Annotated in this window: 14 protein-coding genes and 29 pseudogenes; 27 read left to right on the top strand and 16 right to left on the bottom strand. The window is 72.5% G+C overall.

What is annotated here, in order from left to right:
- From UK94_RS17065 to UK94_RS55445, 5 genes and pseudogenes are all read left to right on the top strand, one after another.
- On the top strand, positions 1 to 913 hold a 913-nt coding region (locus UK94_RS17065), incomplete at its 5' end, for an N-acetylmuramoyl-L-alanine amidase (protein WP_235488324.1).
- A gap of 228 nt (positions 914 to 1,141) precedes the next feature.
- Positions 1,142 to 1,297: pseudogene (locus UK94_RS55460) on the top strand (GNAT family N-acetyltransferase); the annotation flags it as partial.
- Between the two features lies 1 nt (position 1,298).
- A pseudogene (locus tag UK94_RS55455) lies at positions 1,299 to 1,371 on the top strand (GNAT family N-acetyltransferase); the annotation flags it as partial.
- Position 1,372: 1 nt separating this feature from the next.
- Positions 1,373 to 1,531 (top strand): annotated as a pseudogene (locus UK94_RS55450) (GNAT family N-acetyltransferase); the annotation flags it as partial.
- Positions 1,532 to 1,542: 11 nt separating this feature from the next.
- A pseudogene (locus UK94_RS55445) lies at positions 1,543 to 1,713 on the top strand (GNAT family N-acetyltransferase); the annotation flags it as partial.
- Between the two features lie 425 nt (positions 1,714 to 2,138).
- On the opposite strand, the gene UK94_RS17055 reads toward UK94_RS55445, so the two are convergent.
- From UK94_RS17055 to rpmH, 16 genes and pseudogenes are all read right to left on the bottom strand, one after another.
- Positions 2,139 to 3,125, bottom strand: a 987-nt coding sequence (locus tag UK94_RS17055) for a ParB/RepB/Spo0J family partition protein (RefSeq protein WP_235488323.1), incomplete at its 3' end; no start/stop codon positions are given.
- A pseudogene (locus tag UK94_RS55440) lies at positions 3,122 to 3,408 on the bottom strand (ParA family protein); the annotation flags it as partial. The gene UK94_RS17055 and the pseudogene UK94_RS55440, both read right to left, overlap by 4 nt.
- Before the next feature lies 1 nt (position 3,409).
- Positions 3,410 to 3,839 (bottom strand): annotated as a pseudogene (locus UK94_RS55435) (AAA family ATPase); the annotation flags it as partial.
- A 1-nt stretch (position 3,840) separates the two neighbouring features.
- On the bottom strand, positions 3,841 to 4,174 hold a 334-nt coding region (locus tag UK94_RS55430), incomplete at its 3' end, for an AAA family ATPase (RefSeq protein ID WP_313949530.1).
- Positions 4,080 to 4,318 (bottom strand): annotated as a pseudogene (locus UK94_RS55425) (16S rRNA (guanine(527)-N(7))-methyltransferase RsmG); the annotation flags it as partial. The gene UK94_RS55430 and the pseudogene UK94_RS55425, both read right to left, overlap by 95 nt.
- A 21-nt stretch (positions 4,319 to 4,339) precedes the next feature.
- Positions 4,340 to 4,904 (bottom strand): 16S rRNA (guanine(527)-N(7))-methyltransferase RsmG (rsmG, locus tag UK94_RS17045; protein WP_235488321.1); only part of this gene is annotated, 565 nt, incomplete at its 3' end.
- A 514-nt stretch (positions 4,905 to 5,418) separates the two neighbouring features.
- Positions 5,419 to 6,225, bottom strand: a pseudogene (locus tag UK94_RS55420) (hypothetical protein); the annotation flags it as partial.
- A 1,641-nt stretch (positions 6,226 to 7,866) separates the two neighbouring features.
- A complete protein-coding gene (locus tag UK94_RS17035; protein ID WP_011607915.1) occupies positions 7,867 to 8,424 on the bottom strand; it encodes a R3H domain-containing nucleic acid-binding protein in 558 nt (185 codons plus the stop codon).
- Between the two features lie 118 nt (positions 8,425 to 8,542).
- A pseudogene (locus UK94_RS55415) lies at positions 8,543 to 9,293 on the bottom strand (hypothetical protein); the annotation flags it as partial.
- A gap of 1 nt (position 9,294) precedes the next feature.
- Positions 9,295 to 9,339: pseudogene (locus tag UK94_RS55410) on the bottom strand (hypothetical protein); the annotation flags it as partial.
- 49 nt (positions 9,340 to 9,388) lie between these two features.
- Positions 9,389 to 9,727 (bottom strand): annotated as a pseudogene (locus tag UK94_RS55400) (YidC/Oxa1 family membrane protein insertase); the annotation flags it as partial.
- Between the two features lies 1 nt (position 9,728).
- Positions 9,729 to 9,955: YidC/Oxa1 family membrane protein insertase (locus UK94_RS55395; protein ID WP_235488319.1), on the bottom strand; the 227-nt coding region annotated here is incomplete at its 3' end.
- Positions 9,949 to 10,590, bottom strand: a complete 642-nt coding sequence (yidD, locus tag UK94_RS17025; RefSeq protein ID WP_083866963.1) for a membrane protein insertion efficiency factor YidD — start codon at positions 10,588 to 10,590, stop codon at positions 9,949 to 9,951. The genes yidD and UK94_RS55395, both read right to left, overlap by 7 nt.
- Positions 10,587 to 10,954, bottom strand: a pseudogene (gene rnpA / locus UK94_RS17020) (ribonuclease P protein component); the annotation flags it as partial. The gene yidD and the pseudogene rnpA, both read right to left, overlap by 4 nt.
- A 1-nt stretch (position 10,955) precedes the next feature.
- On the bottom strand, positions 10,956 to 11,021 hold a 66-nt coding region (locus UK94_RS74175; protein WP_268761412.1), incomplete at its 3' end, for a hypothetical protein.
- Between the two features lie 29 nt (positions 11,022 to 11,050).
- Positions 11,051 to 11,188 carry a 50S ribosomal protein L34 gene (gene rpmH / locus UK94_RS55390; RefSeq protein ID WP_009741462.1) on the bottom strand — a complete coding sequence of 46 codons (138 nt, stop codon included), beginning with the start codon at positions 11,186 to 11,188 and terminating at the stop codon, positions 11,051 to 11,053.
- An 818-nt stretch (positions 11,189 to 12,006) separates the two neighbouring features.
- Between rpmH and UK94_RS55385 the strand changes: the two are divergent.
- The 22 genes and pseudogenes from UK94_RS55385 to UK94_RS55300 form a co-directional block, all read left to right on the top strand.
- A pseudogene (locus tag UK94_RS55385) lies at positions 12,007 to 12,719 on the top strand (DnaA/Hda family protein); the annotation flags it as partial.
- Between the two features lies 1 nt (position 12,720).
- A pseudogene (locus tag UK94_RS55380) lies at positions 12,721 to 12,976 on the top strand (DnaA/Hda family protein); the annotation flags it as partial.
- A gap of 22 nt (positions 12,977 to 12,998) precedes the next feature.
- Positions 12,999 to 13,310: pseudogene (locus tag UK94_RS55370) on the top strand (DnaA/Hda family protein); the annotation flags it as partial.
- A gap of 1 nt (position 13,311) precedes the next feature.
- Positions 13,312 to 13,611: helix-turn-helix domain-containing protein (locus tag UK94_RS55365; RefSeq protein ID WP_313949526.1), on the top strand; the 300-nt coding region annotated here is incomplete at its 5' end.
- 864 nt (positions 13,612 to 14,475) lie between these two features.
- Positions 14,476 to 14,592, top strand: a pseudogene (locus tag UK94_RS74170) (hypothetical protein); the annotation flags it as partial.
- Position 14,593: 1 nt separating this feature from the next.
- Positions 14,594 to 15,292 (top strand): annotated as a pseudogene (gene dnaN / locus UK94_RS55360) (DNA polymerase III subunit beta); the annotation flags it as partial.
- A 1-nt stretch (position 15,293) separates the two neighbouring features.
- Positions 15,294 to 15,652: pseudogene (locus UK94_RS55355) on the top strand (DNA polymerase III subunit beta); the annotation flags it as partial.
- Position 15,653: 1 nt separating this feature from the next.
- Positions 15,654 to 15,717 (top strand): hypothetical protein (locus tag UK94_RS74165; RefSeq protein ID WP_268761411.1); only part of this gene is annotated, 64 nt, incomplete at its 5' end.
- A 1-nt stretch (position 15,718) separates the two neighbouring features.
- Positions 15,719 to 16,855 (top strand): DNA replication/repair protein RecF, encoded by a 1,137-nt coding sequence (gene recF / locus UK94_RS17005; protein WP_011601273.1) that lies wholly within the window; start codon positions 15,719 to 15,721, stop codon positions 16,853 to 16,855.
- Positions 16,845 to 17,264 (top strand): annotated as a pseudogene (locus tag UK94_RS76165) (hypothetical protein); the annotation flags it as partial. The gene recF and the pseudogene UK94_RS76165, both read left to right, overlap by 11 nt.
- A gap of 1 nt (position 17,265) precedes the next feature.
- On the top strand, positions 17,266 to 17,561 hold a 296-nt coding region (locus UK94_RS55350; protein ID WP_235488317.1), incomplete at its 5' end, for a DciA family protein.
- Between the two features lie 522 nt (positions 17,562 to 18,083).
- Positions 18,084 to 18,135, top strand: a pseudogene (locus tag UK94_RS74155) (hypothetical protein); the annotation flags it as partial.
- A 1-nt stretch (position 18,136) separates the two neighbouring features.
- Positions 18,137 to 18,231 (top strand): annotated as a pseudogene (locus tag UK94_RS55345) (hypothetical protein); the annotation flags it as partial.
- Between the two features lies 1 nt (position 18,232).
- Positions 18,233 to 18,303: pseudogene (locus UK94_RS55340) on the top strand (hypothetical protein); the annotation flags it as partial.
- A 1-nt stretch (position 18,304) separates the two neighbouring features.
- Positions 18,305 to 18,638 (top strand): annotated as a pseudogene (locus UK94_RS55335) (ATP-binding protein); the annotation flags it as partial.
- A gap of 1 nt (position 18,639) precedes the next feature.
- Positions 18,640 to 19,327: pseudogene (locus UK94_RS55330) on the top strand (DNA topoisomerase IV subunit B); the annotation flags it as partial.
- 1 nt (position 19,328) lies between these two features.
- Positions 19,329 to 19,407: pseudogene (locus UK94_RS55325) on the top strand (hypothetical protein); the annotation flags it as partial.
- 1 nt (position 19,408) lies between these two features.
- Positions 19,409 to 19,467, top strand: a pseudogene (locus UK94_RS55320) (hypothetical protein); the annotation flags it as partial.
- Between the two features lies 1 nt (position 19,468).
- Positions 19,469 to 19,881: pseudogene (locus UK94_RS55315) on the top strand (toprim domain-containing protein); the annotation flags it as partial.
- A gap of 1 nt (position 19,882) precedes the next feature.
- On the top strand, positions 19,883 to 20,018 hold a 136-nt coding region (locus UK94_RS55310; RefSeq protein WP_235488353.1), incomplete at its 5' end, for a hypothetical protein.
- Positions 20,019 to 20,185: 167 nt separating this feature from the next.
- A pseudogene (locus tag UK94_RS55305) lies at positions 20,186 to 20,735 on the top strand (DNA gyrase subunit A); the annotation flags it as partial.
- Between the two features lies 1 nt (position 20,736).
- Positions 20,737 to 20,894 (top strand): annotated as a pseudogene (locus UK94_RS55300) (hypothetical protein); the annotation flags it as partial.
- Position 20,895: the final 1 nt, after the last annotated feature.

Raw genomic sequence — 20,895 nt, 5'->3', positions numbered from 1 at the left:
CCGGCACAATCTCGGCGACAGGTTGCTCTATTTCAGCGCCGCGCACCCCTTCGTCGGCGACGACGTGGCCGCGCTGCAGGAGCGCCTGTTCAACATGGGCTTCGACATCGGCCGGACCGACGGCATCTTCGGCCCCCGCACCGAGAGCGCGGTGCGCGACTTCCAGCGCAACCGCGGCCTGGATCCGGACGGCCGCTGCGGCCCGCGGACGCTGCGTGAGCTCAAGCGGCTGCGCCGCACCGTGACCGGTGGTCGTCCCGATGTGCTGCGCGAATCCGTCCGCCTGCTCGCCCGCGGCACCTCACTGCTGGGGGTGGTTGTCGCCCTCGATCCCGGGCACGGTGGCGACGACCTCGGCATCGTCAGCGGCGGCCTGTGCGAGCGGGACCTGATGGCCGATCTCGCCGCCCGGCTCACCACCCGCCTGCTCGACTCGGGCCTGGAGTCCCACCTCATCCACGGCCCGGACGAGTCGCCGAGCGAGGAGGAACGCGCCGCCCGCGCGAACGAGCTGGAAGCCGACCTCCTGATCTCCCTGCACGCGGAAGGCAGCACCTCCCGCCACGCGCAGGGGGTATCGGCCTACTACTACGGAAACGCCCGCGGATCCTCGGCCGTCGGTGAGCGCTTCGCCCAGCTCGTCCAGCGCGAGATCGTCTCCCGTACCGACATGCTGGACTGCCGCACCCATCCGAAGGTCTGGGATCTGCTCCGCCGCACCCGGATGCCGACGGTCCGGCTCGACCTCGGCTACCTGACCAACGATCACGACGCCCGCGCGCTCGGTTCGACCGATTTCCGGGCCGCGGTCGCCGAGGCGGTTCTCGCGGCGACGCAGCGGCTGTTCCTCCCGCCGGAGCTGGACGCCCCGACGGGCCAGCTCCACGTCCCCCGGCTTGCCGGTCGCGCCTGACGGGTCCGCCGGCCCCTCGTCGACGGGGATGGAGAAGCGCCGGCCCNCCGGCCCGCCGCCACCCGGCTCCGGACACACTCCGGGTGCGAGAGGGGTTTCACGTGAAACGGAAGCGGTGCGTCGAGGGTTGATCCGCGCCGGTCGGCCTAGGCTGAGGCCAACACGGCCGCCGTCCCCGCAACCGCTGCGGACGGCGGCCCGGTGGCCGACCGCGGGAGTGCCCTTTCGATGAGCCGTCGCATCGCGAACATCACCTTGGACAACATCGACGACATGCCGCTGCCCTGCCGCCGCTGCGTGTTCTGGGAGCTCGATCCGGTCGCGCGCAGTCGCGCGGAGGAGACCGGAGCCACCGACCTGGAGAAGGAGGCCTGGGTTTCCGCGNCGCTTCTCGAATGGGGAAGCTGCGGGAAAATCGTCTATATCGATGACGTCCCGGCCGGCTTCGTCATGTTCGCNCCGCCCGCGTACGTGCCGCGCTCGGTCGCCTTCCCCACCAGCCCAGTGTCACCGGACGCGGTCCTGCTGATGACGGCGCTCATCGTGGAGGAGTTCGCCGGCCAGGGCCTTGGACGCATCCTCATCCAGTCCGTCACCAAGGAGATCCTGCGGCGGGGGNTCAAGGCGGNGGAGGCGTTCGGTGACCTGCAGGACTCGGGCACCCGGTGCGTGGTGCCGGCCGACTACCTGCTGGCCGTCGGATTCAAGACGGTCCGTCCCCATCACCGGTGGCCTCGGTTGCGTCTCGAGGTGAAGAACACGGTGAGCTGGCGCGAGGACGTCGAGGTCGCGCTGGAACGNCTGCTCGGTTCGATGACGCCGGAGGGCGTGCTCCGCAAGGTCGGCCAAGCCGGCAACCCCGCCTGACCGCCGCCGGGACGCCGCGCCCCCGCGTCCCGTACCGGCGGTCCTCGCCACTTCCCGCGTATCCTCCCGCCGGGCCGTCAGCGCGATTCTCCAGGAACCGGCGGTCCTCGCGCTTCCCGCGCGTCCCCCGTCGGGCGACATAGCGGGATCAAACCCGGTTCGCCGCCACCGCCACCGCCGGTACCGCGGCGTCGAACGGCACCGCGACGACGCGTTCCCGTCGGGTCGGCCGGCCCAGCCGCGCCCGACCAGGCCGCGCCTCGGACCGGTTCGTAGGCAGGCGCGGGCGTCATGGGCCCGCCGTCGTGGCGAGGACGCGACGACGGCGACGCGGCCGGGACGACTAACGCGGCGAAGNGGCGTCCGACGCGGTCGCGGGGGACATCACCGCGACGATCCGCTCCAGGTCCTCAAGCGAGCCGAACTCAACCGTGATCTTTCCCTTGGTGCGACCCATGTCGACCTTCACCCGCGTCTCGAAGCGGTCCGAAAGCTGGTCGGCGAGTCGCGACAGGGTGGGTGGGGTCGAGCGTGGGCCGCGCGGAGCGCGCTTGCGCGGCGTGTCCTCGTCCAGCGCGACGATCTCCTCGACGGCCCGGACGGACAGCCCCTCCGCGACGATGCGGGTGGCGAGCCGGTCCTGGGCCTCGGGATCCCGCAGCGAGAGCAGCGCCCGCGCATGCCCCGCCGAGAGCACGCCGGCCGCGACGCGCCGCTGCACCGCCGGCGACAGGCCGAGCAGGCGGATGGTGTTGGTGACGTGCGAGCGGGACCGGCCGAGCCGGCCGGCGAGCTCCTCGTGGGTCGCCCCGAAGTCCTTGAGGAGCTGTTCGTACGCCGCCGCCTCCTCCAGCGGGTTGAGCTGCTGGCGGTGCAGGTTCTCCAGCAGGGCATCGCGCAGCATGGCGTCGTCGGCGGTCTCCCGCACGATCGCGGGGATGCGGGTCAGCTCGGCGAGCTGGGACGCCCGCCAGCGCCGCTCTCCCATCACGAGCTCGTACTGCTCCCGCGCCACCTGCCGGACCACGACCGGCTGAAGCAGGCCGACCTCGCGCAGGCTCGCCGCGAGTTCCTCCAGCGCGTCCTCGTCGAAGTGCGTCCGAGGCTGGCGCGGGTTCGGGACGATCCACCCGACCTCCAGCTCGCGGAAGGTGGCGCCGTGGACGGGCAGCGGACCGGTGCTGTCCCCACCCCGCAGGCCGAAGGCGCCGAGGGGCCCGCCCCCGCCGTCGGGACGGCCTCCGTCGGCCGCGAGGCGAACGGCGTCGGGCCCGTCCGCGGGCGGGGGGGCGACGGGGATGAGCGCCCCGAGCCCGCGCCCCAGTCCGCTGCGGCGCGCGCTCACCTGACCGCACCGTTCGGCTCGAAGCCCCGCTCGGCGAGCTCACGGGCCGCGGCCAGGTAGGACAGGGAGCCGCGGGAGGTCGGGTCGTAGGTCAGCGCCGACTGCCCGTAGCTCGGGGCCTCCGCGAGCCGGACGTTACGGGGGATCGTCGTGCCCAGCACCCGGTCCCCGAAGTGCTCCTTGACCTCGTGCACGACCTGATCGGCCAGCCTGGTGCGCGAGTCATACATGGTCAACAGAATCGTCGACAGGCGCAGGTCCTGGTTGAGGTGGGCCTGGACGANCTCCACGTTGCGCAACAGCATGCCGAGTCCCTCCAGCGCGTAGTACTCGCACTGGATCGGGATGAGCAGCTCCCGCGCCGCCACCAGCGCGTTGACGGTCAACAGGCCCAGCGACGGAGGACAGTCGATGAGGACGTAGTCGACCTCACGCTGCATGCTCTGGATGGCCCGGTGCAGGCGGTTCTCCCGCGCCACGAGCGAGACGAGCTCGATCTCGGCACCGGCCAGGTCGATCGTCGCCGGGGCACAGAACAGCGCGGGTGCCTCGGCCGAGGCCACGATGACCTCGTCAAGCGGACGGTCCCCGAGCAGCACCTCGTAGATGGAGGGGACGCCGGAGTGGTGGTCGATGCCGAGCGCCGTCGACGCGTTTCCCTGCGGATCGAGATCGATCACCAGGACACGGATGCCGTGCGACGCCAGGGCCGCGNCCAGGTTGACCGTCGTCGTCGTCTTGCCCACGCCGCCCTTCTGGTTGGCCACCGAGATGATGCGCCGCCGAGTGGGACGGGGGAATGGTTGTCGTCGTTCTGCCGCCAAGGCTTCCACTGCTGCTGCCGCCGCCGCTCCGATCGGGGTCGACCGGTCGAGCGGGTCCAGCGGGGGAATGACGGAGTCGTGACCCCGATATCCCCCGCCCACGGATCCGCCTCGGCCCGTCGACGCTGTTTCACGTGGAACGAGACTGCCCACGCGTCGGCTGGTCACGATCGACCTCCCGTGATCGTCGTGAGTCCCGCGCCGTTCGTCTGACCTGTCTGCCATCGTGCCGCTCACCGTCGCCGCGCCCTTTCCTGCCTTCGGCCCGGGAGAGCTGGGATGACCGCACGGCTCGGAGGACGCGAGTGGGTTCGTCCACCCGTCCCTCTCCACACACCACGACATCCACGGGATGCCACCCCTGGGTTCNGAGACTGCCGCGCGCGTCCNGCAACTCCTCCAGGATCCGCGAACCGCGCATCGCCAGCATGACACCACCCGGTTGCAGCATCGGAAGGAGGATTGCGCCCAGCCGCTCGAGCGGGGCGACCGCGCGTGCGACGGCAACCCCGAATCTACGACCCTCCGGGCCGATTCCGGCATCCGGCGCGCGGCCACGCAGGACGGAAACCTGCTCCTCCAGACCCACGGCAGCCACAACCTCCTGCAGAAAGCGGCAGCGTCGTTCCATCGGTTCGAGCAGCACGACCCGCACGTCCGGGCGGGCCAGCGCGAGGGGAATTCCCGGCAGACCGGCGCCGCTGCCCACGTCAACGGCGTCGGCACCCTCGGGAACGACCTCGGCGAGAACCCCACAGTTGATCACATGCCGCTCCCACAGCCGGTCGGTCTCCCGCGGACCGATCAGCCCGCGTTCCACTCCCGCGGTCGCCAGCAGCTCGGTGAAACGCTCCGCCGCCGCGAGACGCGGGCCGAACAGCTCGGCCGCGGCCGCCGGTGCCGCTGGCGGGGGACCCACGGGACGCACCGGACGCGAGGGGTCCGAGTCGGTCATCGCACACCCACCCGGGCCAGTCCGGTGGTGCCATCCCCGCCGTCGGCACCATCCCCGCCGTCGGCACCACCGTCGCCGTCTGAGCCACCACCGACAGTGGCGGCGGTGCCGGCGCCGGGTGGGCGGGGCCGGCCGGACCCCGGCCGAGGCAGCCGGCCGGGTGGACCGCCGCCGGGGACCGCGGGTCGGGAGAGGCAGGACGACAGCAGCAGAGGATCGCGCACCCGACAAGCATCCCCGCTGCACCGGGCGGGGCATACGCCGCGGTGCCGTCGGGTCCCGTCGGCCCGCATCAGCCGCCGCTGCGAGCCCGGGGCCACCGCGGGCCGAGGTCACCGCGGGCCGAGGTCACCGACGTAGCGCCGCTCGGGCGTGACGTCGGACGCCGAGCCCCGACACCGATGGTCGGGGTCACCGGCGGAGGCCGGGTCAGTGGTAGGCGACGATGACCCGCCGGGGCGGCGGGGTGCCTGCGGAGNAACGGTCATAGCGGGTCAGCACGCCGGTCAGCCGNAAGGTCCAGTCCTCGGTCGCGCACCAGCCGGCCCGGTGCAACGGCGCGAGCTGACCAGCCAGGCCCGTCCGCTCGATGTCGAAGACGAAGACGAGCAGGTGCCCGGGCGGAACGGGGCGCTGCGCAAGCTGGCGCAGCAGCGCGGGCGCGGCGCCGCCGAAGAAGACGGTGTCCCGTCGGGGGATCCGGGCGGGCGTACCTGCCCCGCCGCTTCCGGCCGCCCGGGCATCCGCCGCACGTCCCGCGGGCCGGTGGCCATCGACGACGCTCACCCCGTCGGCCCCCGAACGGCCGACGAGGACGGCGCGGCGCGGCGCGGGTATCGCCACCCGGGCGCCACCGGCGGACCCTCCACCCGCGGACACCCCGTCCGCGGACACCTCGCCGGCGGACGTCTCAGTCGCGGGACTCTCGCCGGCAGACCTCTCGCCGGCAGACCTCTCGCCGGCAGACCTCTCGCCGGCGGCGGAGTCGGCCGTGCCGCCGGCGCCGCTTCGCCGCGGGCGGCCATCCCCTGCGGGGCCGGGCTGGAGATCGCTGGGCTCGCGCGGCCCGTCGTCGCTGGCCTCCATCGCGTAGAGCCAACCCGGACGGGCCAGTCTGCCGCCGACCGCGACGACGTCACCGGGCCGGGCCACCCGTCGGGTGACGATGGCCGCGTCGACCATCAGGTCCAGGCCGCGCAGGCGGTCCCGGTGTTCCCAGAGTGGACGGCTGCCCGACACCGACGTCTGCATGAGCAGCACCCCGCAGCCGGTGATCGCGACGACCGCCGCGAGGGGGAGCGCTACCGCGGCCCGGGCGAGGNCGACTCGCGAGACCGCGAGTCCAGGCACCGGCGTGGCGCCGACCGGGGGTGAAGGCGGCGGAGAAGCCGGGGACACAGGAGAAGCCGGAGAGGCGGGAGAGGCCGGGGGAGTCGGGACCAGCGTCCCGGAGAGTGCAAGCGTACCGTCGCCTTCCGTCACCACCCTCGGCGAGAAGACGGAATGTGAGCGCTCGGCCACGGATCCCGGCAGGGTGAGGGTTGGGGGACTACCCTTCGAGCGCCCAGCGGCCCGCTGGGGCCCGCCGCGGGGCAGATGGCCTCGCACCGCCGACAGGAGGGACCGAATCACCCGCTCGGCACCCACCACCACCACAACAACGAGCAGTGGCACCACGTACAGGTTGGTCCGGGTCGGTCCGAACGGCCAGTACCGAGCGGCGCTCGCGCCGAGCATCATCAGCTCCGCGCCGCCGAGCGCGGCGAGCAGAGTCCGGCCCTGCCGGTGACGGGCGAGCGCCACGACGCCGGTTCCGCCCGCCACGACGACCGCGACCGCGATCAGGACGGCCGGTGCGGAACCGAACGGCCCGGCGGGCACCGTGCCGTGGACGAGGCTCGGGTCGAAGCGGTCGATTCCCGGCGGCGAGCCGGTGACGGTGGCACGGACCTGATCGGCGACGAACCGCAGTGCCGCCCACGGCCCGCGGCCGGCGAGGAACTGGCGATCCCAGTAGTCGCCATTGCGCTGACTGGACTGGTGGGCGACGAACCCGACGGTGTGCACGGTGCTGAGGGCGAGCGCGGGCAGGCACTCGACCAGCCGCCACCGCCGCGCCGGGCCCCGCCACACGTCGACCGCAACCAGCGGGAGCACCACGAAGATCCCAGGCACGGCGACGAGCGCCAGCACCCCCGCCGCCGTCCGCCGGACCAGGCGGCCACGGTCGGGCCCTCGCGCGGCCCCGGCGGCCGGGACCTCGTCGGGCGGCTCGCGCGGGTCCGAGGTCCAGACGACGACGATGCACACCGCGGCGAGCGCCTCGACCGTGTACGGTTTGAGCTGGGTGGCGAGGTCCAGAAACGTCGTGTTCAGGCACAGCCAGCCGGCGGCGAACACCGCCGAGGTCGTCCCGGCGAACCTGCGGGTGAGCACGACGATCGCGGCCCCGAGCAGGGGCAGCGCGACGAAGCCGGGCAGCCGCAGCGACCACGAGTGCCAACCGAACGCCTCGCCCGCGAGCCGGGTGATCCCGAGCCAGCCGAGCGCGGACGGGGTGTNGGCGACCGTCAGCTCCGACCAGAACGACGCCAGCGGCTCGCTGACGAAGTGCGCCCGCCAGATCTCGTCGTACCAGAGTGGCCTGGTCAGGTAGGCGTGCAACAGGCCCAGGACGCCGGCCAGGCCGAGCGCGACCGCGCCGGCCGCCACCACCGTGGACCGCCCAGGCCGACGACGGCCCGCAGGCGGCACGGCATCCCCCGATCAGCAGCGGCGCCTACCGCCGCACCTCCAGCCCGAATCTAGCGCCCGACACCGACCCCCATCGCGGGGGAGGTCGTTGTGCCCGCCCGGCGAGGTCCGCGCGCAACACTCCGCATGAGACGCCCGCGCGCCGGTCGTCCCCATGCCGGGCGGCCGAGTGCCGGTCGAGCGGGGGCCGGGGCAGCCAGGGGCCGGGTCAGCCGAGCAGGATGACGACCCGCCGGCTCGGCTCCTCGCCCTCGGACTCACTGTGGACGCCGTCGATCTCGGCGATGGCGTCGTGGACGACCTTGCGCTCGAACGGGGTCATCGGGGCGAGCGTCTCGGGCTTGCCCCGTTCGATCGCGCGCTCCGCCGCCGCCGTCGCGATCTTACGGAGTTCGACCCGACGCCGCGCTCGGTGACCGCCGACGTCGAGCATGAGGCGGCTACGGTTCCCGGTCTTCTGCAGGACGGCGAGCCTGGTGAGTTCCTGCAGCGCCTCGAGGGTCTCACCGCCGGTCCCGATCAGCTTGTCGAGCCTCTCGCCGACCACCGCGACGACAGCCCGACCACCCTCGACGTCGAGATCGAGGTCGCCGTCCATGTCGACGATGTCGAGCAGGCCCTCGATGTAGTCGGCGGCGATCTCCCCCTCCTGTTCGAGGTCGACGAGTCGCCGCTCCTGCGGGCTGAGCCCGGCCTCCTCCGGGGAGCCTTGCTCTTCGGAGACTCCAGCTCCATCCACAGCCAGGTCAGGTGCCGAACCGGTCATCAGCGCTTCTCCAGGGGAACAGGGGGCGGCGGAGCAGAGATTACGGGATGCCCCCGCATCGTGACGAAATCAGGGGGACCGGCGAGTTCGCCCGCCGGCCGGGGAAGGGCTCCCCGGGTCAACGCCGCCCGCCGGGCCGCTTGCCCTTGCCTCGCCGCTTGGCGGGACGGGAACCACCGACCTGGCGGCGGACGCCGGCGGGAGCCGGGACGGGGCGGGTCGCCGCGCCGTCGCCCGCCGCGGGCACGGCCGCGGGTTCCGCACCGCTGCCGGCCGCTGCGGCGGCCTTGCCCGGTGAGCTCTTACGGCCGCCCGACGAGGCCTTCCCTCCCGCAGTCTTCCCCCCCGCGGCCGTGGAACGCGCCGCTGCGGGGACGTCATCGGCTCCCCCGGCCGCGCCCGCGACCGGCGGGGCGGCAGGCGGCTGCGAGGGCTTTGCCGCAGCCGACGCGCCGCTGCGGGACCGGGTCCCGGGCGGGGCCGACGACGAGCCTCGCCCTGCCTTCGCCGCACCGCCCTTGACCCCGGCACCCTTCGCCGCGGTCGAACCGCCGCCCGTCGCGGCCATCGCCCCCGCGCCGGAGTCGCCGCTCTTGGCCAGGCTCGGGCCGCCCGCAGCCGCCGGCCGCGCGCGGTTCCTGGACTTGGCACCGGCACGCACGCCGGGCGCCGGACGCGCCGGAGTGGGCGCTGCATCGGCGCCGGTGCGAGCACCGGGGAGCCGGCCACCGGCGGCGAGTGGGCGGACCGGCGGCATCCTCTTGATCACGAAGAACTGCTGGCCCATGCTCCACAGGTTGGTCGTCAGCCAGTAGAGCAGCACCGCGATCGGGAACCGGAAACCGAAGATCGCGAGCATCAGCGGGGAGNCGTAGAGCAGAACCTTCTGGACGATCGCCTGCTGCGGATCCACCGNCCCGGTACGAGNCATGATCTGCCGCTGGGTCATGAAGGTGGTCAGACNCATCAGCACGATCAGCACGACCGCGAGGATCTTGACGTGGGTGCTGTTCACCCCGAGGAAGTGCACGAAGTCGCTGTCGGAACCGAACTCGCTGGCGAGCGAGATCCCGAAGACCTTGGCCGAGGCGATCTGCTCGACCTGGTCCGCGGACAGCCCCACCCGGGGCCGCCAGACAAGGGCGCCGTTCGGGCCCTCGTTCATCGGGGCCAGGTGGGTGAACACGTGGAACAGCGAGATGAACAACGGGATCTGGAGCAGAATCGGCAGGCAGCCGAGAAGCGGGTTGCCGTGCTCCTTCTGCAGCGCCATGATCTCTTGCTGCATGCGGGGCTTGTCGTGNCCGTACTTCTCCCGGATCTCCTTGATCCGAGGCTGCATCATCTGCATCGTCCGCTGCGACTTCACCTGCTTGACGAACAGCGGGAAGATCAGGACACGCACCGCGATGACGAGCAGGACGACCGAGAAGGCCCAGGCGAAGAAGCTGTCGGCGCCGAAGATCGGCGCGAACCCCTTGTGGAAGAAGACGATCGCGTTCGCCGCGAGATGGTAAAGGGGATTCAACAACGTTCGGACTCCTCACGCCCACGGTCCGCGACCGGAACCGACGATCTCGGCCCGCGTCCCCTCGGCCGGAGACGGAAAGCCATGCCTGTGGGCCGGCGCGACCGCACCGGTGATCCGGGCGCGACCGCGCGGTTACCACGCCCGGAGACGGTCGTCACCCCTCTGGGTTTGCGAACGACTCCCGGCCCCGCGCTGGTTCCCGGATCGGCGGTCGTTCCGGGATCCGTCCCGATACCCGGCGGCCTGCCGGTGGGCGCAGGCCGATCGGAGGGCACATGCCGGTCGGTGGGCTCGCCGGGGACCGGGTCGTACCCGCCGGCCGAGAGCGGCTGGCAGCGCAGCAGCCGGCCGACGGCCAACGCCCCACCGCGCATGCCGCCATGGCGGCGAACCGCCGTCAGCGCGTAGGCGCTGCACGACGGCTCGAACCGGCACATGCCGGCGTTGCGGCCCGACCAGCCGGCCCGATAGAGCCGCACGAGCCCGGCGAACACCCAGGCCAGCGGCCCTCGGACCGCCCCGTCGGCGGTGCGGGCCACGGTCGGCAGGCGCCTGCGGGCCAGCCCGGAGGCCAGCACAAGATCAAGGACAAGGGCCACGGCCAGCGCCACGAGCAGGAACATCCCGACGGTCATCGGCCGCTTCCCACCACGAGCCGCGCCGGTCGGGCCGGCTGCGCACGCGCGCCGTCGCCCCGACCGTCCGAACCCCGACCATCCGCGGCCGGGCGGGCACGCAGGGCCCGCGCAATCGCGTCGTCCAGGGCCTGACCGAGCCGCTCGGAGCTGGCCGAGGCCGCCTCCGGCAGGGCGCGGACGACGACCATCGTTCCCGGGGGCAGCCGGTCCAACCGGGCCCGCACCTGCTCTCGCAGGCGGCGACGCACCCGGTTGCGCACCACGGCCTTGCCGACCCGGCGTCCGACGACGAAACCCGCGCGTGGGGGCTCCCCACTGGTTGTCCACACGCTGTGGACAACCAGTGGACCGGACCTGGTCCNCCGGCCCGCGGTCCCCACGTGGGCATGCTCGCCCCGGGTCCGCACGCGGGAGACCTCGGGAAGCATGTCAGCCGGGGTACAGCAGGAACCCGCCGTCAGGCGGAGAGCTCGCTGCGGCCCTTGCGACGGCGGGCAGAGACGATGGAACGACCAGCGCGGGTCCGCATGCGCAGCCGGAACCCGTGCGTGCGGGCCCGCCGGCGGTTGTTCGGCTGGAAGGTGCGCTTACTCACGTGAAGACTCCGTCTGCAAGATGGACGCGGGCGGTGATCTCCGCCGCCGAGGGGTGGGCCCCACACGGCCCGCGCAAGCGCATCCCACGACAAACGAAGCGGTCTAACACCGCGGTTCGACCTAGCGTACACATGCCGGTGCCGCGGACGACCCGGCGACCGCACCCCGCCCGCCGTCATCGGCGAGCCCGGCCCGTCCCGCGGCCCCTCCCCGACCGCGACCCAACCTGGGCGACCGACTCGGTCCAGACGCAACCGCAGGCCGCCATCGTCCACCCGAAGCCACCGTGGGACCGACCGCGACCCACGGCAAGCCGGGGCCGGACACCGCGATGACTGCTGGTAAGCAAATGCCACACGGCCGGGTCCGCCGACCCGGCCGGCCCCGCCCGCCGTGCCGGGGCCGGACATTCCCGTCCGGCCCCGGCACGGCGGTGCGGGCGGCGCCTTACGATCCTTGGACGACATCCCGCGCACGCGGGTGCCGGACGGTGCCGGGCAGACCCGCGTCCGGGGGGCGCCGCCGGCCGGGTGCACTCTGGCCTGTGGAAAACGCCTGTGGAGAGGGCGATCGGCGGGGGACGAGGCAGATCCGGACGACGGCCCGCGGTAGGGCGCCGTACCGGGGGTGAGCCGGTTCCGCCACGCCGGAGGCCCTGCCGTGTCCATGCACAGGTTGTGGACGACGATGTGGAGAACCATCGGGACGAGGCGTCCCGGTCGCGGCCGGACCGGGACCACATCAACATCCGCGACGTACCCCCACCCATGGGGCCAGCACCGCCCGCAAACCGTACCGAACTGCCCGAGGAGCCCCCGTGTCCAACCCCCGCGCCGACTCCGTCGCCGGTCTACCTTTCGGGGAGGAACCCGCGGGTGACCCGGACCTGGCCGCGGTCTGGAGCCAGGCCGTCGCCGGGGTCGCCGACGGCACGCTGTCCGCGCAGCAGCGTGCATGGCTGCGGCTGACCCGTCCGCTCGGCCTTGTGCAGGACACGGCCCTGCTCGCCGCCCCGAACGAGTTCACCAAGGAGCTTCTCGACTCGCGGCTGCGGCCGTTCCTGTCCACAGCGTTGTCCACAGCGTATGGACGGGAGATCCGGGTCGCGGTCACCGTCGAGCACCTGCCCGACCCGGAGCCGATGAGCGGTCCGATCAGGATCGTCCGGCCGGGGGAGGGCGACGGCGGCGCGCCGCGGGACGCGGGCGGTTCCCGAGGACGTGGGTCGGGCGGCGCGGCGGCGGACACCGGCCGGCGGGCGGGCGAGGCCGGCGCGCCGGTGAACGGCGAGCTGCCCTTCCCCGACTCCGCCGAGAGCACCCCGCCGATGCGGGTGGGGGCGGGGCTCGGCCGCGACGCCGCGCCGCTGGAGACCGAGCCGGCGCAGGCCCGGCTGAACCCGCGCTACGTCTTCGAGACCTTCGTCATCGGAGACAGCAACCGGTTTCCCCACGCCGCCGCGGTGGCGGTCGCCGAGGCACCGGCGAAGGCGTACAACCCGTTGTTCATCTACGGGGACTCCGGGCTCGGNAAGACCCACCTGCTGCATGCGATCGGCCACTACGCGCTGAAGCTGTACCCGAACACCCGGGTGAAGTACGTGAGCTCGGAGGAGTTCACCAACGACTTCATCAACTCGATCCGGGACGACCGTCAGCAGGCCTTCCAGCGTCGCTACCGGGACATCGACGTCCTGCTCGTGGACGACATCCAGTTCCTGGAGAACAAGGAGCGGACGCAGGAGGAGTTCTTCCACACGTTCAACGTCCTGCACGACGGTGAGAAGCNGATCGTCATCAGCTCCGACCNCTCGCCCAAGCAGCTCTCTGCACTGGAGGACCGGCTGCGCAGCCGGTTCGAGTGGGGCCTGATGACCGACATCACCCCGCCGGACCTCGAGACCCGCATCGCGATCCTGTCGAAGAAGGCCGCCACCGAGCGCCTGCCCGTGCCGCCCGACGTGCTCGAGTACATCGCCACGCACATCGAGCGCAACATCCGCGAGCTCGAGGGGGCGCTGATCCGGGTCGCGGCGTTCGCGAGCCTGAACAAGTCCCACGTCGACCGCACGCTCGCCGAGATCGTGCTGCGCGACCTGATCCCGGACGCCGGGAACCCGGANATCACCGCGGCCGCCATCATGAACGCGACCGCGGCGTACTTCGGCGTCTCCATGGACGACCTGTGCGGCACCTCCCGCAGCCGGGTACTGGTGACGGCCCGGCAGATCGCCATGTACCTGTGCCGCGAACTGACCGACCTGTCGCTCCCCAAGATCGGCCAGCACTTCGGCGGCCGCGACCACACGACCGTCATGCACGCCGACCGCAAGATCCGCGGCTTGATGGCCGAACGGCGCGCGATCTACAACCAGGTCACCGAACTGACCAACCGCATCCGGGTCCAGGCCCGCCAGCCCTGACTCGGGCACCCCCGAGCCCCGGCCCGACTCCCGACTCCCGAGCCCCGACTCAAGCCCCGGCTCCCGGCTCCCGGGCCCCGGCCCGAGCCCCGACCGCAGGCGGACGGGCGGNCACCGACCGCTGCACCCAGACGGCCGTGGCGCCCATGACGTAGCTCGCCGCGCCCCGATGCGGGACCGGGTCGACTCCGGCTGGCCGGACTGCGATGCGTTCCGCCGGTCTGCGACTCGAACCGTCCAGAACGCACCGCAACAGGCGTCGGCCCGGGGCGGCGGGGCCGGGTTCCGGCACTCCCGCGTCGGGGTGGGTGGCAGGGGCGTCGGCCGGCCGGTGGTCGGTCGGGGATCCCGGGGGACGGCTGTCACAGCCTGTGGACGGCCGTCGCGGAGGTCGACACGGCGACGCGTCCTGTAGCACACCCGGCCGGCGGCCTCGAGCCCACGGGGTGGTTCCGCCCACAGCTTGTGGAAAACCTTGTGGACATCCTGGGGGTGGACCGGTGGAGGAAGGCGTGGACAGCCTGTGGATAACTCGGGGACGGCCTGTGGAGGGACAAAGTGGTCCCTGGGGACAGNTGCTCGGCATGTGGATATCCACTGCGGAAACCCACAGCTCCACCCACAGGTTTTGCACCGGCTCCTCAGGCCTCTGACCTGCGAAAACAGCGGTTATCCCCAGCATCCACAGCCCCTACTACCACCACGAACTTCAATTTCTTCTAAGAAGATCAAAAGCTTGAAGTACTAGGGGGTGTGGACAACTTTTCGCGATCTTGAGCGAGCGCGATCTGTGCCACTTCGTGGGCTCCGGGTGAGCGTTCGTGGTGGGGCCGACCGCCCGCCGAGGCCGCCTGNCACTCTGGGATGCTGATCGGTGTTCCCGACGGGCTGACTCCGAACACCGGAGGGGACGAAGGAGGGCTAACCATGAAGTTCCGGGTGGAACGGGACGAATTCACCGAAGCGGTCGCCTGGACCGCCNGCACGCTGCCGAGCCGGCCGACCACGCAGTTGCAGGTGCTGTCGGGCCTCCTTCTCGACGCGACCGGGCCGATGCTCAAGGTCGCCGCCTACGACTACGAGGTGGCCGCCCAGGGCACAGTGCACGCGACGGTGTCGGAGGAGGGCCGCGCCCTCGTCAACGGCAAGCTGCTCGCGGAGATCACCCGGGCGCTGCCGGCCGCGCCGGTGGACCTCGGCATCGACGGCACCCGGCTCGTGATCACCTGTGGTAACGCCCGGTTCGCACTGCCGATGCTGCCGGTGGACGACTACCCGGCACTGCCGGCCATGCCCCCCGTCACCGGCCACATCGAGGGATCTGCCTTCGCGGCCGCGGTCGCGCAGGTGGCGATCGCGGCCGGGCGCGACGACACCCTCCCGGTCCTCACCGGCGTCCGGATCGAGATCGAGGGCGACACCCTCACCCTCGCCGCGACCGACCGCTACCGGCTCGCCGTGCGCTCGCTGAAGTGGCGTCCGGACGACTCCGCCGGCGAGGGGGACGCGGCGGCCCCCGTCACGGTGGCCCTCGTCCCCGCCCGCACGCTGCTGGACACCGCCAAGTCGCTGTCCGGCTCGGGGGTGGAGGTCTCGATCGCGCTGGGGACGGGCCCGTCCGGGGAGACGCTCGCCGGCTTCGCGGGTTCCACCCGGCAGACGACCACCCGGCTGCTCGAGGNCCAGTTCCCGCCCTTCCGCAAGCTGCTTCCGGACAGCTCCCCGCTGATCGCCCAGCTGGAGATCGCACCGTTGCAGGAGGCGGTCAAGCGCGTGGCCCTGGTGGCGGCGAAGACCGCCCCCGTGCAGTTGTCGTTCTCGCCGGACCACCTCGTCCTGGAGGCCGGCACCGGCGGTGAGGCGCAGGCGACGGAGACGCTGCCGGTGACCTACGACGGCCCGGAGCTCTCGGTGGCGTTCAACCCGTCCTACCTGCTCGACGCGCTCGGCGCACTGGAGTCCGACATCGTGCGGATCGGCTTCGCCAGTGCCGAGGACCCGGCCGTCGCCGCGAACAAGCCGGCGATCCTCACCGGCAAGGNCGACGACGACGGCGAGGTGCCCGACTACCGGTACCTGCTCATGCCGATCCGCCTCCACGGGTGACGTGCACCTCACCCACCTGTCCCTTGTCGACTTCCGGTCCTACCCGTCCCTCGACCTGACCCTTGGTCCAGGAGTGGTCACGCTGGTCGGTCGCAACGGCCAGGGGAAGACGAACCTGATCGAGGCGATCGGGTACGTCGCGACGCTGGCCAGCCACCGGGTCTCCGCGGATGCCCCCCTGGTGCGCCAGGGCGCGTCGCACGCCGTGGTGCGGGCGAGGATCGTGCGCGGCGACCGGGCGGCCCTGGTGGAGCTCGAGATCGTGCCGGGGCGGGCGAACCGGGCCCGGCTGAACCGGGCGCCGGTCCCCCGGCCCCGCGACGTTCTCGGGCTGCTGTGCACGGTCCTGTTCGCCCCGGAGGACCTCGCCCTGGTGAAGGGGGACCCGGCGGGGCGCCGGCAGTTCCTCGACGAACTGCTCGTCGCCCGGACCCCGCGGATGGCCGCGGTGCTCGCCGACTACGACCGGGTGCTCAAGCAGCGCTCGACCCTGCTGCGCACGGCCGGGGCGGCCCGGCGGGCCGGCGGCAAGGGTGACCTGCGCACCCTGGACGTCTGGGACGGCTACCTGGCCAGCTACGGCGCCGAGCTGCTCACCGCCCGCCTCGCCCTCGTCGAGGCGCTGCGTCCGGGGGTGGCCGGGGCCTATGCCGCGGTGGCCGGCGCGCAGGCCGCGGTCGGGTTCGAGTACCGGGCCAGCGTGCCGCAGCCGGCGCCGGACCCGGTCCGCCCCGACCGCGAGCGGTGGGAGGAGGCGATCCGGGCCGAGCTGGTGGCGGCCCGCCCGCGGGAGATCGAACGCGGGCAGACCCTGGTCGGGCCGCACCGTGACGACCTGCTGCTGACCGTCGACGGGCTGCCGGCGCGCGGCTACGCCAGTCACGGCGAGTCCTGGTCGCTCGCCCTGGCCCTGCGGCTGGCCTCGTTCGAGCTGTTGCGGGCCGACGACCGCGAGCCCGTCCTGCTCCTTGACGACGTCTTCGCCGAGCTCGACGTCCAGCGCCGGTCCCGGCTCGCCGAACTCGTCGCCCCCGCGGAGCAGGTCCTGGTCACCGCCGCCGTCGAGGCCGATGTGCCGGCCGAGCTGACCGGCACCCGCTACGTCGTCGCGGCGGGAGAGGTGCTCCGTGCCTCCTGAGCCCGACGACCATCAGCCCGACCCGACCCCGACCCCGACGTCGGCGTCGGCGTCGGCGCCCGGCGTCGGCCGTGGCGCCGACCTGGCCCGGGAGATCCTCGCCCAGGCCAAGCGGGACGCCCGCGAGCGGGCTCGAGGCCGGCGCGGCGGGTCCTCCCGCGCCGGCGGATCCTGGTCCGGCTCCCCCGCCGGTGGCCCCGGTGCGGACGGCGGAGCCGGCGCCGGTGGCGGGCCCGGCGGCGGCCCCGCGGCGGCGGACCGCGCCGGGCGGCGGCCCCGGTCCGGCGCGGACGACGGCCAGGTGCCCCAGCGCCCGCGGTTGCCGGGCATCGCCGCCCCCGGCAGGGAGTGGCGCGACCCGGTCTCCTTCGGCACCGCAATCAGTCGGCTGCTCGCCGCGCGCGGCTGGNAGGCACAGGCCGACGACGCCGGCGTGCTCGCCCGGTGGGACGTCATCGTCGGCCCGGACATCGCCGACCACTGCACTCCGGTCTCGCTGCGCGACGGCAACCTCGAACTCGTGGCCGAGTCGACGGCCTGGGCCACCCAGCTACGGATGCTGTCCCGTCAGATCCTCGCCATCCTGCACCGGGAACTCGGTCCGCAGGTCGTCCAGCGGATCACCGTGCGCGGCCCGACGGCCCCCTCGTGGCGGCACGGGCCGATCCGCACCGCCGGGCGCGGCCCGCGCGACACCTACGGCTGAGTCAGGCACCCGGTCACGCGGCCGGCCACCGCGGCCGGTCACGCGGCCGGCCACCGCGGCCGGTCACGCGGCCGGCCACCGCGGCCGGTCACGCGGCCGGCCACCGCGGCCGGTCACGCGGCCGGCCATGGTGACCGGTCATGGCGGCGGGCAATGGCGGGCCGGCCCGGCGACGAGGGCGCCCGGCCTGCGCGGGCTCGCCGGGTGTCCCGCCGGAAGAGACGGACAGACCGGGAGAGCGATCCGGTGCTCACCGATCGCGACGGCCCCGGGCGGTTGGGGTAGCTCCGGGCGTCGCCGGGCGGGCAACACGAGGCGATCATGTGGGTGAAGGTTGATCGCCGCGTCGGGTGACCGTCGTGAAGGCGCGCCAAGGCCCCGGGAGGCATCGGTCCCGTAGGGGGGTTCACCGTCCCGCCGTACGGGGCGCTGCGCAGACGTCAGGGGTCACCCTGCGTCCGCTATAACGGGTCGGCGGGTAGACTGGTGGATACTTCCGCCCAGAACGAGGGGACCCGCCGCGTGGCCTACGATGCAAGTTCGATCAAGGTTCTCGAAGGTCTTGACGCGGTCCNCAAGCGTCCGGGCATGTACATCGGCTCCACCGGGGAGCGCGGTCTGCACCATCTCGTCTACGAGGTGGTCGACAACGCGGTGGACGAGGCGCTGGNCGGCTACTGCGACACGATCACGGTGAGCCTGCTCGCCGACGGTGCGGTCCGCGTCGTCGACAACGGTCGTGNCATCCCCGTGGGCATGCATCCCACCGAGAAGCGGCCCGCGGTCGAGGTCGTGCTGACGACGCTGCACGCGGGCGGGAAGTTCGACGGCAAATCCTACGCGGTCTCGGGCGGTCTGCACGGCGTCGGCGTCAGCGTCGTGAACGCGCTGTCCACCAAGCTGGACGTGGAGATCCAGGTCGATGGGCACGTCTGGTTCCAGCCGTACGTGGGGACCCGCCCGGCGGCGCCCCTGGTGAAGACCGGCACCACGAAGAAGACCGGCACGTCGGTCACCTTCTGGGCGGACCCGACGATCTTCGAGACGACCGAGTACAAGTTCGAGACCCTCTCCCGANGCCTGCAGGAGATGGCCTTCCTCAACAAGGGCCTGTCGATCACGCTGATCGACGAGCGCCCCGAGGAACGCCTCGAGGTCACCTACAAGTACACCAACGGTCTGGTCGACTTCGTCGCCCACCTCAACGCCACCAAGGACGCGATCCACCGCAGCGTGATCTCGCTGGAGTCCAAGGGCGTCGGCATCGAGGCCGAGCTCGCGATGCAGTGGAACGCCGGCTACAGCGAGTCGGTCTACACCTTCGCGAACACGATCAACACGCACGAGGGCGGCACCCACGAGGAGGGCTTCCGCGCCGCGCTGACCAGCGCCGTCAACGCCTACGCCAAGGACCAGAACCTGCTCAAGCCGGTGAAGGCGGGCGCGAAGAGCGGTGACGAGCGGCTGTCGGGCGACGACATCCGCGAGGGCCTGACCGCGATCATCTCGGTGAAGCTCGCGCAGCCCCAGTTCGAGGGCCAGACGAAGACGAAGCTCGGCAACACCGAGGCGAAGAAGTTCGTCCAGGAGATGTGCTACTCGGCGCTGAAGGACTGGTTCGAGGTCAACCGGACCGAGGCGCGGGCCATCGTCAGCAAGTCGCTCGACGCCCAGCGCGCCCGGATCGCGGCCCGCCAGGCCCGGGACCTGACCCGGCGCAAGGGCCTGCTCGGCGGCACCGGCCTGCCCGGCAAGCTCGCCGACTGNCAGTACACCGACCCCGAGCGCTGTGAGCTGTACATCGTCGAGGGCGACTCCGCCGGCGGGTCGGCCAAGGGCGGGCGGGNCTCGAAGTTCCAGGCGATCCTGCCGCTGCGCGGAAAGATCCTCAACGTCGAGAAGGCGCNCATCGACCGCGTCCTGAAGAACACCGAGGTCCAGGCGCTCATCCAGGCCCTGGGCACCGGCATCCACGACGACTTCGACATCGCCAAGCTGCGCTATCACAAGATCGTGCTGATGGCGGACGCCGACGTCGACGGCCAGCACATCCGGACCCTGCTGCTGACCCTGCTGTTCCGGTTCATGCGGCCGCTGGTCGAGGCCGGCCACGTGTTCCTCGCCCAGCCGCCGCTCTACAAGATCAAGTGGGGTCGGGAGGACTGGGAATACGCCTACTCCGACCGCGAGCGCGACGGGCTCGTCCAGCGCGGGGTGGAGGCCGGGCGCAAGCTGCCCAAGGACGCCATCCAGCGGTTCAAGGGCCTCGGCGAGATGAACGCCACCGAGCTGTGGGACACCACCATGGACCCGGACAAGCNCATCCTGCTCCAGGTCACCCTCGATGACGCGGCCGTCGCCGACGAGCTGTTCTCCGTGCTCATGGGCGAGGATGTCGACGCGCGCCGCAGCTTCATCCAGCGCAACGCCAAGGACGTGCGCTTCCTGGACATCTGACGCGGTGGCGCGGTGCCGCGGCGGTCCGGCCCGCGCGGCGGTGCTGCGCTCCGCCCGGCCGGGACGACCCCGGGGCGAATCGTGGCTGGCGCCCCGCCGGTGTCCCGGCCACCCGCCGGGACACCCGTCCCACCTGACGACTGCTCCCACTGCCCTGGAAGGACCCCGTGGTCGACGTCCTACCGCCGCCCCCCGGCGACCGCATAGAACCCATCGGCATCGAAGTCGAGATGCAGCGGTCCTATCTCGACTACGCCATGTCGGTCATCGTCGGCCGCGCGCTGCCGGAGGTCCGGGACGGGCTCAAGCCCGTCCACCGACGGGTCCTCTACGCCATGTACGACGGTGGTTACCGTCCTGACCGCGGGTACTTCAAGTGCTCGCGCGTGGTCGGTGACGTCATGGGTAACTACCATCCCCACGGCGACTCGGCCATCTACGACACCCTCGTCCGGCTCGCGCAGCCCTGGTCGCTGCGCTACCCGCTGGTCGACGGTAACGGCAACTTCGGCTCGCCCGGCAACGACCCGCCCGCCGCCATGCGGTACACCGAGGCGCGGATGGCGGCGCTGGCGATGGAGATGCTGCGCGACATCGACCAGGAGACCGTCGACTTCGCGCCGAACTACGACGGCCGCTCCCAGGAGCCGCTGGTCCTGCCGAGCCGGTTCCCGAACCTGCTCGTCAACGGCGCCGGCGGCATCGCGGTCGGCATGGNGACGAACATCCCGCCGCACAACCTGCGCGAGGTCGCCACCGGCGTCCAGTGGGCGCTCGACCACGCGGAGGCGACCGACGAGGAACTGCTCGAGGCGCTGATCGGCATCATCAAGGGGCCGGACTTCCCGACCTCGGGCCTGATCGTCGGGCGCAGCGN

The organism is Frankia sp. AvcI1, assembly GCF_001420875.1.
In the GTDB taxonomy this organism is placed as follows: Bacteria; Actinomycetota; Actinomycetes; order Frankiales; family Frankiaceae; genus Frankia; species Frankia alni.
Note: the sequence above shows the minus strand (reverse complement) of the source record. Positions and strands in the feature narration are given on the sequence as shown.

Excerpts from the sequence above, each read along its gene's own strand:
- UK94_RS17035 (WP_011607915.1), bottom strand. The coding sequence starts at position 8,424 with ATGACCGGTTCGGCACCTGACCTGGCTGTGGATGGAGCTGGAGTCTCC.
- yidD (WP_083866963.1), bottom strand. The coding sequence starts at position 10,590 with ATGACCGTCGGGATGTTCCTGCTCGTGGCGCTGGCCGTGGCCCTTGTC.